This is a genomic window from Micromonospora halophytica (assembly GCF_900090245.1).
In the GTDB taxonomy this organism is placed as follows: Bacteria; Actinomycetota; Actinomycetes; order Mycobacteriales; family Micromonosporaceae; genus Micromonospora; species Micromonospora halophytica.
On the sequence record NZ_FMDN01000003.1, the window covers coordinates 277,406 to 291,698 of the forward strand.

Genomic DNA, 14,293 nt, shown 5'->3' on the forward strand with positions numbered 1-14,293 from the left:
CGTCAGAGCAGCCGGGCGTACCGGAGCTGAGGCACGGCCACCGGGCCGACGTGCTCGTCGCGCACGGCCCCGGTGGCCGCCCAGCCACCGCGCTGGTAGAAGCGTCGGGCGTGCGCGTTCTGCCGCAGCACCCAGAGCGCGGCGCGGGACCACCCACGGGAGCGCATCGTGTCCAGCGCGTCGACCATCAGGATCCGGCCGGTGCCCCGGCCCCGCTCGTCCGGCTCCAGGTGGATGGCGTTGAGCAGGCCGGTGGCCGGGTCGTCCTCGTCGTCCGGGCCGAGGTAGCTGAAGCCGACCAGCCGCCCGTTCCGCTCGGCCACGGCCATCCGGTGGTCGTCGCGCTCCCAGCCCCACCGCTCCACCCAGTAGGCCCCCATCGCCTGCGCCGACGGCTCGGCCAGCGCCTCGGGCGGCAGGAACGACGAGTACGCCGCCACCCGGGAGCGCTGGTGCAGGGCACCGACCGCCATCAGGTCGTCGACGGTCGCGGGACGCAGCGTGACGGTCACCCGGCCGAGGCTACCCGCCGGGGCGGGACCGGCACGGTGGTCAGGTCCTCGGCGACCACCAGCTCCCCGGCGAAGTGTTCCCGCGCCTCGTCGGCGAAGCGCCGCGGGTCGGCGTACCGCTGGGAGAAGTGGGTGAGCACGAGCGTGCGCACTCCCGACTCGGTGGCCACCCGCGCGGCCTGCGCGGCGGTCAGGTGGCCGACCTCGGCGGCCAGCGCGGCCTCCGACTCCAGGAAGGTCGACTCGATGACCAGCAGGTCGGCGTGCTCGGCGAGGGCGTACACCCCGTCGCAGAGGCCGGTGTCCATGACGAAGGCGAACCGCTGCCCCGGCCGGGTCACGCTCACCTCGTCCCGGGTGACGCGGCGCCCGTCGAGGTCCAGGTGACCGACGCGGAGCAACTCGCCGACGGCCGGGCCGGCGATGCCGTACGCGGCCAGCCGCTCCGGCAGCATCCGGCAGCCGTCCGGCTCGACCAGCCGGTAGCCGTACGTCTCGATCGGGTGTCGCAGCCGGCGGGCCTCCAGCGTGCCGACGCCCAGGCTGATCCGCTGTCCGTCCGCCTCGATCGGCTCGACGGCCAGCTCGGCGGTCTCGTGGAAGCTCGACGCGTGCCGCAGCCGGGCGAAGTACTCGGCGCCGCCGGCCGGGAAGTGCACCGCCACCGGCCGGGTGACCCGGTCGAGGGAGAGCCGTTGGATGGTGCCGGGCAGGCCGAGGCAGTGGTCGCCGTGGAAGTGGGTGACGCAGATCCGGGTCAGGTCGGTGGCGGTGACCCCGGTGTGCAGCAGTTGCCGCTGGCTGCCCTCGCCCGGGTCGAAGAGGATCACCTCGTCGTCCCAGCGCAGCACGTACCCGTTGTGGTTGCGCAGCCGGGTCGGGGCCTGGCTGGCCGTCCCGAGCACCACCAGCTCGCGCATCGACACGCTGGCTCCTCCCGCTGCTGACATGAAGCGACCCCCGGGGCTTCCGCGCTGACGCGCGGGCCGGCTGGACTGGGCCGGCACCCCGGGGGTCGGGTGGCTGTCGTGGTTTCGCCGCACCGCTGCCACACGGTCTCGACGATGGTGCTGTGCCCGCCTCGCGGCGGACGGGTCTTCACTGTCGAGGACAGCGGCTAGCGGACAGCCACCTCACGAGTCCGATTGCTATACAAGTCTGGACCACCTCCTTTCCCGTGTACGGCCACGCTATCCACTTCCGTGGGGCAGCGGCAACGGATTTCGATCACACGCTCGGGCGGGAGTCAGCCGCCGCCGGCGCGTAGCGCCCGGGCCCCCAGCTCGCGCAGGTGGGCGCGGAGTTCGGGTGGCTCGTGCACCTCGACCTCGCAGCCCAGCGTGGTCAGCCGGAACGCCAGCCAGTCGAGGGTGTCGGTGTACGAGACGAGCCGGCAGGTCCGCGCGTCGACCGGCGCCAGGTCGGCGTCGCCGAGCCGCTCGCGTACCTGGTCGACCGGCGCGTGCAGGGTGGCCACCGCCCGGTAGGTGGGGGCGAGCCGGAGCAGCCTGTCGTACACGTAGGTGGCCGCGTCCGGGGCCGGGAGCTGCCGGGGCACGGCCCGTGCGCCGGTGTTCGTCGCCCCGTCGATCCGGTCCAGCCGGTAGATCCGCCAGTCGTCGCGGTCGTTGTCGTGCCCGACCAGGTACCACCGTCGCCCGGCCGAGACCAACCGGTACGGGTCGACGTGCCGGCGGCTCCGCGCGCCGTCGTGCCCCCGGTAGCCGAACCGGACCCGCTGCCGGCCCGTGATCGCCGCGGCGAGGGTGGTGAGCAGCTCAGGGTCGACGGGGTCGGGGGTGCCGAACGGCGCCATCGGCACGGTGGCCGTGGTGAGGTTGCGGACCCGGTGCCGCAGCCGGGACGGCAGCACCTGGTCGAGCTTGGTCAGCGCCCGCAGGGCGGCCTCCTCGATGCCGGTCACCGCCTGCCGGGCGGCCGTACGCAGCCCGACGGCGACGGCGACGGCCTCCTCGTCGTCGAGCAGCAGCGGCGGCATCGCCGCTCCGGCGACCAGCCGGTAACCGCCGGTCACGCCGAGGCGCGCCTCGACCGGGTAGCCGAGTTCGCGCAGCCGGTCCACGTCCCGCCGGATCGTGCGGGGGCTCACCGCCAGCCGCTCGGCCAGTTCGCTGCCCGGCCACTCGCGGGGGGTCTGGAGCAGGGAGAGCAACCGGAGCAGCCGCCCGGCGGTGTCGGTCATGAAGGTCAGCGTGCCAGCGAACGAGGACGGGAACTGACCTGGAATCAGTCGATGCCGATCGGGCCCTCGCGCGGGCCCTCCTCGTTTGCCGGCTGCACCGCCAGCGACGGGAAGTCGGCCAGGTCGCCCTCGGGCTCGGCGTCCCACTCCGGGAAGACCAGGTCGCTCTGCAGGTAGAGGCAGAGCAACTGGGTGAGGTGGCGCAGCCCGTCCAGGTGGGTGCGCTCGTGCCCGTGGGTGGCGTCCACCCCGAAGCCGAGCAGCGCCACCCGGGCGTGCGCGCCCGCCTCGACCGCCGCCGCCACGTCCGAGCGGTAGTACTCGAAGACGTCGCGGACCAGGTCGACCCCGTGCTCCTTCGCGATCGAGGCGAGGTTGCGGGTCAGGTGGTAGTCGAACGGGCCCACGCCGTCGCCCATCGCCAGGGTCGCCGCGTGTTCCCGGGACTGCTGACCGGGGGCGACCACCGCCGCGTCCACCGAGACGATCTCCGCCACGTCCGGGTCGAGGCCGTGGCTGGCGCCGTGGCCGATCTCCTCGGTGACGGTGACCAGCAGGTGCGCGGTGACCACCGGGGTGATCCCGGCGTCCACGATCGCCTTGAGCGCGGTCAGCACCGCGGCCACACCGGCCTTGTCGTCCAGGTGCCGCGACTTGACGTACCCGGACGGAGTGATCATCGGGTTCGGCAGGAACGCCACGAAGTCGCCCGCGTCGATGCCGAGCGCGCGGAGCCCGGCGATGTCCTCGACCGGCTCGTCCACCCGCACCTCGACCTGCTCCCAACCGACACCCTGAAGGTCGACGGCCTCGTTGTAGCGGTGCCCGCTGGCCTTGAGCGGGAGCACCTGGCCGGTGATCACGCGGTCCAGGTCGTCGGTGAAGATCCGTACGTGCGCGCCCTCGGCGAACCGGGCGCTGTGCGTGCCGATCGTCTTCAGCTCCAGCCGGCCGTTCTCCTTCAGCCGTTTCACCATGCCGCCGATGGTGTCGGTGTGCACCACGATCGCCCGGTCGGCCCCGGTCTGCCGGGGGCCCGGCAGGCAGGCGCTGAGCGCCCCGCGCCGGGTCAGCGTCGACGGGATCCCGAGGGCGGAGAGGCGTTCGCCCACGTACTGCTGGACGTGGTCGGTACGCCCCGACGGGCTGGGGATCTCCAGCAACTCCAGCAGCACCTGGCGCAGATAGTCCAGGTCGATCTCCAGCGGCTTGAGACTCACGCGACGCCTCCCGGCCCGGCCGGGCTCCACAGCCGCTGCGGCGCCCGGGTGCCGGGGAAGAGCAGGTCCACGAAACGTTCGGCGGTCGGCTGGGGCTCGTGGTTGGCCAGCCCCGGCCGTTCGTTCGCCTCGATGAAGACGTGCTCGGGTCGGTCGGGGGAGGCGACCAGCAGGTCGAGCCCGGTCACCGGAATGTCCAGCGCCCGGCTCGCCGCCACGCAGGCCTCGGCGATGGTGGGATGCAGTTCGGCCGTCACGTCATGGATCGTCCCACCGGTGTGCAGGTTCGCGGTACGCCGCACCGCCAGCACCTGTCCCTCGGTCAGCACGTCGTGCATCCGGTACCCGGCCTCCGCCACCACCTCGCGGGTCATGTCGTCGATCGGGATCCGGGACTCGCCTCCGGTCGCGGCGGCCCGCCGGCGGCTCTGCCGCTCGATCAGCTCGGTGACGTCGTGGACACCGTCCCCGGTGATCTGCGCCGGCCGGCGTACCGCCGCCGCCACCACCTCGTGGTCGATGACGACCACCCGCAGGTCCTCGCCGGCCCGCATCTCCTCGATCAGCACGTCGGGGCAGAACCGCCGGGCCAGGTGCACCGCCGCGGTCAGCGCCTGCGGCGTGCGTACGCCGACGGTGATGCCGTTGCCCTGCTCGCCCCGGGCCGGCTTGACCACGACCGGGCCGACGTCCTCCAGGAAGGCCAGGTCGTCCGGCTCGCCGGTGGCGGTCCGCCCACGCGGCACCGACAGCCCCGCCTCGGTGAGGATGCGCCGGGTGACCCGCTTGTCGTCGCAGCGGCTCATCGCCACCGCCGAGGTCAGCTCCGACAGCGACTCCCGGGTGTGGACGGTCCGGCCGCCGTTGCTCAGCCGCAGCTCGCCCCAGTGCGCGTCGGTCACCTCCACCCGGATGCCGCGCCGCATCGCCTCGTCGGCGACGATCCTCGCGTACGGGTTGAGCTCGTCGTAGCCCTCAGGGGCGGCGGGCAGGAAGAGCCGCTCGTTGATCGGGTTCTTCCGCTTCACGCAGAGCGTGTTGGTGCGGTGGAAGCCCAACCGCTCGTACAGCCGGATCGCGCCGGAGTTCTCCGCCAGCACCGACAGGTCGACGAAGGCGCGGCCGCGTTCGTCCAGCCGGTCGGCCAGCGCGGTGAGCAGCGCCTGGCCGGTGCCGGGCGGCGCGGAGTTGAAGTCGACGGTCAGGCACCAGAGGCTCGCGCCGTCGTCCGGGTCGGCGAAGACCGCCACGTGGTCCACCCCGGTGATGGTGCCGACGATCTCACCGGTGCTCCCCTCGGCGACCAGGTGCAGGAAACGGTCGCTGCGGGCGTTGTCCACCAGCACCTCGACCGGCGCGGTGACCATGCCGTTGCACGCGTAGATCCGGTTCACCGCGTCCGCGTCGTCGGCGTCGCGCAGCGGGCGGATCACCAGCCCCGGCACCTCGCCGCCGTCGTCGATGGCCGCCGGCCGCCGCTCGCCGAGCGGCAGCCGGTAGGTTAGCGACGGGTCGATGAACAGCTCGTCGGGGAGCCGGGAGACCAGCACGTGCGGATCGCGCAGGTAGATGCAGATGTCCCGCGCGCCGGCCGCCTCGGAGCGCAGCACGTCCGCCACGTCCGCCTGGTCGGTGAAGGTCTGCCCGAAGACCAGCCGTCCCCAGCCGCAGTCCAGCACCACGTCCGCCGCGCCGGTGGTCCGCTCGCGCGGTTCGGGTGCGCCGGGAGCCACCGGGTCGCCGCCGGGGCCGACCCGCTCCCGGCGTCGGCCCAGCACCCGCTCCCGGTCGGTCCGGGCCGCGCCGGTCGCCAACGTCTCGGTCACGGTCAGTCGATTCCGTGGCTCTGGAGCCACATTTCCAGGAGTCCCAGTTGCCACAGCTTGTTTCCGTTCAACGGGGTCAGTTCGGCGTTCGGATCGGCGAGCAGCGCGTCGACGTAGTCGGCCCGGAACAGGTCCCGGCGGCGGGCGGCGGGCGCGGAGAGCGCGTCGCGTACCCGGTCGAGGAGCTTGCCCTCGAGGTGGGTGAGGCCCGGCACCGGGAAGTAGCCCTTCGGCCGGTCGATGACCTCGTGCGGGAGGACCCGGCGGCCGATCTCCTTGAGCACGCCCTTGCCGCCCTGGGCCAGCTTCAGCTCCGGCGGGCAGCTCGCGGCGAGTTCCACGAACTCGTGGTCGAGGAACGGCACCCGGGCCTCCAGCCCGTGCGCCATGGTCATGTTGTCGACCCGCTTCACCGGGTCGTCGGTGAGCATGATCTGGGTGTCGATCCGCAGGCCGGCGTCGACCGCGGTGTCCGCCCCGGCCCGGGCCAGGTGCGCGGCGACGAACTCCCGCGCCGGGTCGCCGTCGGCCAGCCAGTCCGGGTTCAGCACCCGGGCCAGGCCGGCCGCGTCCCGGTCGAAGAACGCCGCGGCGTACGTCTCGAGCGCCTGCTCCCGGTCGATGCCGGCGAGCGGCGGGTACCAGTGGTAGCCGCCCAGGATCTCGTCCGCGCCCTGGCCTGACTGGACCACCTTGACGTGCTTGGCGACCTCCTGGCTGAGCAGGTAGAACGCGACGCAGTCGTGGCTGACCATCGGCTCGCTCATCGCCGCCACGGCCGCCTCCAGCGGCGGCACCAGGTCCTGGGCGGCCACCCGGAGCTGGTGGTGGTCGGTGCCGAAGGTCTTCGCGACCAGGTCGGAGTAGACGAACTCGTCGCCCTCCCGACCGCCGACGGCGTCGAAGCCGATGGAGAAGGTGGCCAGACCGGTCTGCCCCTCGCCGGCCAGCAGCGCGACGACCAGGCTGGAGTCGAGCCCGCCGGAGAGCAGCACACCGACCGGCACGTCGGCGACCATCCGGCGGCGTACGGCGGTGGTCAGCGACTCCAGCAGCGCGTCCTGCCAGTCCTGCTCGGACCAGCCGGCGCGCTCGGTGGCGCGGGTGAAGGCCGGGTCCCAGTAGACCCGCTCGTGGGTACGGCCGTCCGGCTCGTACACCCGGACGGTGGCCGGGGGGAGTTTGGCGACGCCGCGCAGGATGGTGCGCGGTGGCGGCACGATGCTGTGGAAGCTGAGGTAGTGCGCCAGCGCGACCGGGTCGATGGAGGTGTCGATCCCGCCACCGGCCAGCAGCGCCGGCAGGGTGCTGGCGAAGCGCACCACACCCGGGGTCTCGGCCAGGTAGAGCGGCTTGATGCCGAGCCGGTCCCGGGCCAGCACCAGCCGGCCGGTGTCCCGCTCGGTGATGGCGACGGCGAACATGCCGATCAGGTGGTCGACGAAGTCGAGCCCCCACTCGGCGTACGCCTTGACGACCACCTCGCTGTCGCCGCTGGAGAAGAAGCGGTGGCCCTTGGCCTGCAGCTCCTCGCGCAGCTCGCGGTAGTTGTAGACGCAGCCGTTGAAGACGCCGGTGAGCCCGGCGTCCGGGTCGACCAGTGGTTGGCCGCTCGCCGCCGACAGGTCGATGATCTTCAGACGTCGGTGCCCGAGGGCGACAGGCCCCTGGGACCAGACCCCACTGTCGTCGGGCCCTCGGTCACTCATCGTGGCCGCCATCCGCTCCACCGCCGCGACATCGGCGCGTGAGCCGTCACGTCGGAACTCCCCAGCCAGTCCGCACATGCCAGGCAATGCTGCCAGAGAGTATTGCGATTTGCCTGTTGAGACCATGACAGTCAGGTAACAGGGTTGCTATCATCCGCGCCCGCGCCAACCAGGTCCGTGATCCCGCCCGGGGCACTGGCGTTCCGTGTCCGTGCAGGTCACGCTGCGAGGATCCGGCCGGGTCGCCCGTGTGACAAAGACCGCACCGACGTGACGGCGTCGAGCCGGGACACCCGGAGGAGTGGACGCCGGTCGGCTACGCTCCGCCCACCGCCGGCAGTGAGGGGCGGTGCCGTGAGACGAGGTGGAGCCGGCTCGTCGCGCTCGTGACGACCTGGTGCGGATGGCTGGTGATCGTGGCCCTGATGAGCCTCAACTCCCGGCGGAGGGGGTGACTCGTGCCGGCCGAATTCCGGGGCACCCTGGCCGCGCTCGAACCGTGGCTGGTGTCCGCGGCCCTGGCGGGCTGGTGGATCTATGTGCTGGTGCGCGCCGTCCGTTCGCGGGCGGTGCCCTGGCGGTTCAAGGTGTGGTCCGTGCTCGCCTACCCGGTCGGCGTCGGCGCGCTTCTCCTGCCGCGACTGGAGTTTCCGCTCGGCGTGGCGTTCCTGGTGCTCGTCGTGATCGGCTTCGTGCTGGACGGGTTGTGGTTGCGGACGGACCTGCTGGGTCGGTTCGACGACCCGGCGCGTCCTTCGCGACCGGGTCGTCACCGCAACCGGTAACCGGCGCTGCCGGCCGGGTGGAGGCTGACGCGAGCGCCCGTCGACCTGCCTCCGCCCTTTCCGGGCGGAGCCGGTCTCGGTCAGCCGGCCGTACGCGCCACGCCGACCGGGCAGCTCAGCCCGTTCGGGCCGTGGTTGCAGTACCCGTTCGGGTTCTTCGTCGCTGCCAGGTACTGCTGGTGGTGGTCCTCGGCGAGGAAGTAGTCACCGAGCGGTGCGATCTCCGTGGTGATCTCGCCCTTGCCGGCCCGGGCCACGATCGGGGCGAACGCGTCGCGGGACGCCTGCGCGGTGGCCAGCTGCTCGTCGGTCGTGGTGTAGATGGTCGAGCGGTACTGGGTGCCGACGTCGTTGCCCTGGCGCATGCCCTGGGTCGGGTCGTGGTTCTCCCAGAAGACCTTGAGCAGGTCCTCGTAGCTGATCTGCGTCGGGTCGTAGACCACCTGGACCACCTCGGCGTGCCCGGTCCGGCCCGAGCAGACCTCCTCGTACGTCGGATTCGCCGTGTAGCCGCCCGCGTAGCCGGCGGAGGTGGTGAGCACCCCCGGCAGGGTCCAGAACAGTCGCTCGGCGCCCCAGAAACAGCCCATCCCGAAGACCGCGACCTGCGAACCGGCCGGGAACGGGCCCTTCAGCGAGGAGCCGAGCACCTCGTGACGGTCGGTGATCGGCATGGCGATCGGCCGGCCCGGCAGGGCCTGGTCGGGGGTGATCATGTCGGCCTTCATACGGCGCAGGAACACGGTGGGACTCCTCTCGTACCTCTCCCCGCGTGCAACGCCGCCGGGCCTGACTTCCTTACCCGCGCTGCCGGCGCTCAGGCCGCCGGCAGCGCGGCGGCGACCCGGTCGGCGTACTCCTGCGCCTCGGCGTCGTCGGCGTAGCGGGTGCGCGGCCAGAAGAAGCCGCGCAGGCCGTCCCCCTTCGTCCTCGGTACCACGTGGGTGTGCAGGTGCGGGACGGACTGGGACACCTTGTTGTTCATCGCCACGAACGTGCCACCGGCCCCCAGGCCGGTCTCCACCGCCACGGCCAGGCGTTGCACGAAACGGAAGTACCCGGGCAGCGAGTCGGCGGGCAGATCGGTCAGGGCGAGCATGTGGGTGCGGGGCACCACCAGCACGTGCCCCTTGAAGACCGGCCGGGTGTCGAGGAACGCCACCCCGTCCGCCTCGTCGGCGACCCGGAACGCGGGCACCTCGCCCGCCACGATCCCGCAGAACACGCATCCCGGCACCCCGGCAGCCTATCCGCCGCCCGCCGCCCGCAAGCCGGGTGGCGTGATCGACTCCATGTCGCCGAAGTGGCGGTGTCAGCGGGTGCCCGACACCGCGATATCGCCGTAATGGAGTGGATCGACTCTGCTGCCCGCCGACGCGCGGTGCGGGTTCCAGGAGATGGGACAGCGGCGGCGACTAACGTCTCGGTCATGAACCACGGCTTCGAGACGCTCGCCATCCACGCCGGCCAGGACCCCGAGGCCCGCACCGGCGCGGTGATCCCACCGATCTACCAGACAAGCACCTACGCCCAGGACGCCGTCGGCGCGCCCCGGCAGGGCTACGAGTACAGCCGCTCCGGCAACCCCACCCGCGACGCGCTCCAGGAGTGCCTCGCCGCCCTGGAGGGCGGCCCCGTCGGGCTCGCCTTCGCCAGCGGCCTGGCCGCCGAGGACACCCTGCTGCGGACGGTCTGCACGCCGGGTGACCACGTGGTGATCCCGGACGACGCGTACGGCGGCACGTACCGGCTCTTCGCCCGGGTGGCGGAGCGCTGGGGGCTGGCGTACACCCCGGCCAAGGTCTCCGACCCGGACGCCGTGCGGGCCGTGATCCGGCCCGGCAGCACGAAGATCGTCTGGGTGGAGACGCCGACGAACCCGCTGCTCGGCATCGCCGACATCGCCGCCCTCGCCGCCGTCGCGCACGACGCCGGGGCGCTGCTGGTGGTCGACAACACCTTCGCCTCGCCGTACCTGCAGCAGCCGATCGCGCACGGCGCGGACGTGGTGGTCCACTCCACCACCAAGTACGTCGGCGGGCACTCCGACGTGGTCGGTGGCGCGCTGATCGCCGCCGACACCGGGCTCGGCGACGAGCTGCGCTACCACCAGAACGCGATGGGCGCGATCAACGGCCCGTTCGACGCCTGGCTCACCCTGCGCGGCATCAAGACCCTCGGGGTACGGATGGACCGGCACTGCGACAACGCCGAGCGGATCGCCGCGTACCTGGAGGGGCACGCGAAGGTCGGTCAGGTCATCTACCCGGGCCTGCCCTCGCACCCCGGCCACGAGGTGGCCGCCAAGCAGATGCGCCGCTTCGGCGGCATGATCTCCTTCCGCGCGGCCGGCGGCGAGGAGCACGCCGTCCAGATCTGCAACCGGGCGAAGCTCTTCGTCCTCGCCGAGTCCCTCGGCGGCGTGGAGTCCCTGATCGAGCACCCGGGCCGGATGACACACGCAAGTGCTGCCGGCTCGCCGCTTGAAGTTCCCGGCGATCTCGTGCGACTGTCTGTCGGCATCGAGACGGTCGACGACCTGCTCGCCGATCTGGAGCAGGCGCTGGGCTGACCGCTGGCTGGGGAGGGTGGCCGTGCAGGACATCATGCCGACCTGGGTGGGGGCGACCGCCAAGCAGATCGCCCGGGGCGTACGCCGGGGCGACGTCTCCGCCACCCAGGTCGTCGCCGACCACCTGGAGCACATCGCCCGGGCCGACGCCGACCTCGCCGCGTTCCGCGCGGTACGCGGCGGGGAGGCGATCACCGAGGCGGAGAAGGTCGACGAGCAGGAGGACCTGGCCAACCTCCCGTTGGCCGGGGTTCCCGTCGCGGTCAAGGAGAACACCGCCGTCGCCGGCCTGCCCACCTGGAACGGGTCGGCGGCGGTGCGGACGCCCGTGGCGGAGGCCGACCACGAGGTGGTCCGCCGGCTGCGCGGCGCGGGCGCGGTGATCCTCGGGGTGACCCGGATGCCGGAGCTCGGCCTCTGGGGCCTCACCGACGACGAGACGGCGATCACCCGCAACCCGTGGGACACCGGCCGTACCCCCGGCGGCTCCTCCGGCGGCGCGGCCGCCGCGGTGGCCGCCGGGCTGGTGCCGATCGCGCACGGCAACGACGGTCTCGGCTCGATCCGCATCCCGGCGGCCTGCTGCGGACTGGTCGGGCTGAAGCCGGGCCGGGGCGTCGTCCCCTGCCAGCTCGGCGCGGAGGACTGGTTCGGCCTCACCGAGCACGGCATGCTCACCACCACGGTCGCCGACGCGGCCGTCGGCTTCCAGGTGCTCGCCGGCCGTCCCCAGGAGAAGCTGGTCCCGCCGTCGCGGCTGCGGGTCGGTGTCTCGCTCCGCTCCCCGGTGCGCGGTGTCGCGCCGGATGCGGCCAACCGGGACGCGGTGGCCGCCGCCGGCCGGCTGCTCGCCGCCGCCGGCCACGACACCGTCCCCGCCGACCCGGTCTATCCGACCGCGCTCGGCCTGCAGGGCATCGCCACCTGGTTCGCCGCGGCCGCCGCCGACGTGCGCGCCGCCGGCGTCGCGCCGCGCCACCTCCAGCGCCGCAGCCGCCGGCACGTCGCGCTCGGCGAGTGGGCGCAGCGGCGGGGATACGTCCGGGAGGCCGACCGGGCCGCCTGGCGGGACCGGTCGATCGGGTTCTTCACCGACCACTCGGTGGACCTGCTGCTCACTCCGGCACTGGCCGGACCGCCGCCGGAGGCCACCGCCTGGTCCAGCCGCTCCTGGCTGGCGAACATGAAGGCCAGCATCCGGTACGCCCCGTACGCGGCCCCGTGGAACATCGCCGGCCTGCCGTCGCTCGTGGTGCCGGTCGGCCGTCGCCCGGACGGCCTGCCGGTCGCCGCGCAGCTCATCGGTCCGCCCGGCTCGGAGCTGCTGCTGCTCGGCGTGGCGGGGCAGTTCGAGATGGAGGCGCCCTGGGCCCGGCACGCCCCCGGCTACCCGCGCGTCGGAACGGGGTCGCCGACCATCGCTTGATCGTCTAGCGTGTGCGCACCATCCCCACGCAACCCCTCGGACGGTCATCGGTGCCCTGCCCGACCTGCGCCAGCGAGGCGCCGCCCAGCTTCGACGCCTGCGGCACCTGCAACACCCCGGTCGGGTCGCCGCCGCTGTACCCGGACGTCCCCACGTACGGCGTACGTCAGATCGGAGTGGCCGCCGCGGTCGCGGTGGGCGTCGGCACCCTGAGCTACCAGCTGTTGGGGTTGGTGGCGCTGGCCGTCCCGACGCTGGCCGAGCAGGCGCAGGGGCAGGACGACGGCCGGTCGGCGCTGGTGGCCGTGGCCGCGACCGGCCTGGTGGGGTTGTTGCACCTGGTGTCGCTGGTCACCGCCGGGGTGCTGGTCATCATCTGGACCTACCGCGCCCGACGCAACCTCGACGCGTTCCCGGGCAGCCGGGCGTCACTCAGCGCCGGCGTGGGGATCGCCGGCTGGCTGGTGCCGCTGGTCAACCTCGTCCTGCCGTTCCTGGTGCTGGCCGAGCTGGCCCGCGACAGCCTCTGGCGGGAGCGCACCCCGCCGTCGGTCGTCCTCTGGTGGGCCGGCTGGCTGGCCTTCATGGTCGGTGACCGGATCTCCGGCAACATGGACGATCCATCGGCCTTCTGGCAGCTGCTCCCGATGGTCGGCTGCGCTCTGGCCGGCACCGCGCTGGTCGTCCTGATCATGCGGATCTCGTCCGCCCAGGAGGCGCGCGTGGCGTCGGGGAGGCCCGCCTGGCCGGTCCTGCCGGGGACGACGGTGACGTCACCGCAGGTCCCACCGGTGCCGGGTGGCACGATCGGGGCATGACGGAACTGGTCGGTCTCGCCGACGTACGGGCCGCGCGGGATCTGCTCGCCGGCGTCACCCGCACCACGCCGCTGGAGCCCTCCCGGCCGCTGAGCGCCGCGCTCGGCGGACCGGTCTGGTTGAAGTGCGAGAACATGCAGCGCGCCGGGTCGTACAAGGTGCGCGGCGCGTACGTGCGGATCTCCCGGCTGTCGGCGCAGGAGCGGGCCCTGGGCGTGGTGGCCGCGAGCGCCGGCAACCACGCCCAGGGGGTGGCGCTCGCCGCCGGTCTGGTCGGCACGCACGCCACGGTCTTCATGCCGGTCAACGCGCCGCTGCCGAAGGTGGCGGCCACCAAGGGGTACGGCGCGCAGATCGAACTGGTCGGCAACACGGTCGACGAGTCGCTGGTGGCGGCGCAGACCTTCGCCGAGCGCACCGGGGCGGTGCTGATCCACCCGTTCGACCACCGCGACGTGATCGCCGGCCAGGGCACGGTGGCGCTGGAGATCCTCGAACAGTGCCCGGCCGTGAAGACGATCGTCACCGGGGTCGGCGGCGGTGGCCTGATCTCCGGGATGGCGGTGGCGGCCAAGGCGTTGCGCCCCGACGTACGGGTGGTCGGGGTGCAGGCGGCCGGCGCCGCCGCCTTCCCGCCCTCGCTGGCCGCCGGCGAGCCGGTGCGCCTGCCGGCCTTCTCCACCATCGCCGACGGCATCGCGGTCGGCCGGCCGGGGGAGATCACCTTCACCCACGTCCGCAAGCTCGTCGACGAGATCGTCACGGTCGCCGAGGAGGACATCTCCCGGGCGCTGCTGATGCTGCTGGAGCGGGGCAAGCAGGTGGTGGAGCCGGCCGGCGCCGTCGGCGTGGCCGCGCTGCTGGCCGGGATGGTCGAGGTGGAGACCCCGGTCGTCGCGGTGCTCTCCGGCGGCAACATCGACCCGCTGTTGATGCTGCGGGTGATCGAGCACGGCCTGGCCGCCGCCGGGCGCTACCTGCGGGTGACGGTGCGCTGCTCCGACCGCCCCGGCCAGCTCGCCTCGCTGCTCGCCGAGATCGCCGAGCACCGGGCGAACGTGGTGGACGTCGAGCACCAGCGGGCCAATCCGCACCTGCGCCTCGGCGAGGTGGAGGTGGCGCTGTCGGTGGAGACCCGCGGTGTGGCCCACTCCGACACGCTGATCAGCGCGTTGCGGGCCAGCGGCTACCAGGTGGTCTTCGCGGCCGAGGCGTGACACCT

Annotated in this window: 13 protein-coding genes; 5 read left to right on the forward strand and 8 right to left on the reverse strand. The window is 73.1% G+C overall.

Annotated features, from left to right (window positions below):
- Positions 1-2: 2 nt before the first annotated feature.
- From GA0070560_RS06435 to GA0070560_RS06460, 6 genes are all read right to left on the reverse strand, one after another.
- Positions 3-512: a GNAT family N-acetyltransferase gene (locus GA0070560_RS06435; RefSeq protein WP_091292508.1), complete on the reverse strand. Its 510-nt coding sequence runs from the start codon at positions 510-512 to the stop codon at positions 3-5.
- Positions 509-1,438 carry a ribonuclease Z gene (locus GA0070560_RS06440; protein WP_091292510.1) on the reverse strand — a complete coding sequence of 310 codons (930 nt, stop codon included), beginning with the start codon at positions 1,436-1,438 and terminating at the stop codon, positions 509-511. Before GA0070560_RS06440 ends, GA0070560_RS06435 begins: the two co-directional genes overlap by 4 nt.
- Before the next feature lie 320 nt (positions 1,439-1,758).
- The gene (locus GA0070560_RS06445) at positions 1,759-2,715 is read right to left on the reverse strand and encodes a helix-turn-helix transcriptional regulator (RefSeq protein WP_091292513.1); all 957 of its coding nucleotides are present in this window, start codon (positions 2,713-2,715) and stop codon (positions 1,759-1,761) included.
- A gap of 44 nt (positions 2,716-2,759) precedes the next feature.
- Positions 2,760-3,935: an osmoprotectant NAGGN system M42 family peptidase gene (locus GA0070560_RS06450; protein WP_091292515.1), complete on the reverse strand. Its 1,176-nt coding sequence runs from the start codon at positions 3,933-3,935 to the stop codon at positions 2,760-2,762.
- Positions 3,932-5,761: an N-acetylglutaminylglutamine synthetase gene (gene ngg, locus GA0070560_RS06455; protein ID WP_091292517.1), complete on the reverse strand. Its 1,830-nt coding sequence runs from the start codon at positions 5,759-5,761 to the stop codon at positions 3,932-3,934. Before ngg ends, GA0070560_RS06450 begins: the two co-directional genes overlap by 4 nt.
- A 2-nt stretch (positions 5,762-5,763) precedes the next feature.
- Entirely contained in the window at positions 5,764-7,548 is a 1,785-nt protein-coding gene (locus GA0070560_RS06460) for an N-acetylglutaminylglutamine amidotransferase (RefSeq protein ID WP_091292519.1), read from the reverse strand.
- A gap of 380 nt (positions 7,549-7,928) precedes the next feature.
- Here GA0070560_RS06460 and GA0070560_RS06465 point away from each other — a divergent pair, with 380 nt between their 5' ends.
- Complete coding sequence (locus GA0070560_RS06465; protein ID WP_091292520.1) at positions 7,929-8,255, forward strand: hypothetical protein; 327 nt, start codon at positions 7,929-7,931, stop codon at positions 8,253-8,255.
- An 80-nt stretch (positions 8,256-8,335) separates the two neighbouring features.
- Here GA0070560_RS06465 and msrA read toward each other — a convergent pair whose 3' ends face one another.
- Both msrA and GA0070560_RS06475 read right to left on the reverse strand, forming a co-directional pair.
- Positions 8,336-8,998, reverse strand: coding sequence for a peptide-methionine (S)-S-oxide reductase MsrA (gene msrA / locus GA0070560_RS06470; protein ID WP_091292522.1), 663 nt, complete (start codon positions 8,996-8,998; stop codon positions 8,336-8,338).
- A gap of 74 nt (positions 8,999-9,072) precedes the next feature.
- Positions 9,073-9,492 (reverse strand): HIT family protein, encoded by a 420-nt coding sequence (locus tag GA0070560_RS06475; RefSeq protein WP_091292524.1) that lies wholly within the window; start codon positions 9,490-9,492, stop codon positions 9,073-9,075.
- A 192-nt stretch (positions 9,493-9,684) separates the two neighbouring features.
- Between GA0070560_RS06475 and GA0070560_RS06480 the strand changes: the two genes are divergently transcribed.
- The 4 genes from GA0070560_RS06480 to ilvA are packed head-to-tail and all read left to right on the forward strand — an operon-like array spanning position 9,685 to position 14,288.
- Positions 9,685-10,827, forward strand: coding sequence for a cystathionine gamma-synthase (locus tag GA0070560_RS06480; RefSeq protein WP_091292526.1), 1,143 nt, complete (start codon positions 9,685-9,687; stop codon positions 10,825-10,827).
- A 16-nt stretch (positions 10,828-10,843) separates the two neighbouring features.
- Positions 10,844-12,253, forward strand: a complete 1,410-nt coding sequence (locus tag GA0070560_RS06485; RefSeq protein ID WP_091292528.1) for an amidase — start codon at positions 10,844-10,846, stop codon at positions 12,251-12,253.
- A gap of 11 nt (positions 12,254-12,264) precedes the next feature.
- Positions 12,265-13,071: a DUF4328 domain-containing protein gene (locus GA0070560_RS06490; RefSeq protein WP_245675385.1), complete on the forward strand. Its 807-nt coding sequence runs from the start codon at positions 12,265-12,267 to the stop codon at positions 13,069-13,071.
- Positions 13,068-14,288 (forward strand): threonine ammonia-lyase, encoded by a 1,221-nt coding sequence (ilvA, locus tag GA0070560_RS06495; RefSeq protein ID WP_091292532.1) that lies wholly within the window; start codon positions 13,068-13,070, stop codon positions 14,286-14,288. Before GA0070560_RS06490 ends, ilvA begins: the two co-directional genes overlap by 4 nt.
- The last annotated feature ends 5 nt before the right edge of the window (positions 14,289-14,293 follow it).

What these genes read in the sequence shown, in the direction of transcription:
- GA0070560_RS06445 (WP_091292513.1), bottom strand. Translation starts at nt 2,715, where the DNA reads ATGACCGACACCGCCGGGCGGCTGCTCCGGTTGCTCTCCCTGCTCCAG.
- GA0070560_RS06460 (WP_091292519.1), bottom strand. Translation starts at nt 7,548, where the DNA reads ATGTGCGGACTGGCTGGGGAGTTCCGACGTGACGGCTCACGCGCCGAT.
- GA0070560_RS06480 (WP_091292526.1), top strand. Translation starts at nt 9,685, where the DNA reads ATGAACCACGGCTTCGAGACGCTCGCCATCCACGCCGGCCAGGACCCC.
- ilvA (WP_091292532.1), top strand. Translation starts at nt 13,068, where the DNA reads ATGACGGAACTGGTCGGTCTCGCCGACGTACGGGCCGCGCGGGATCTG.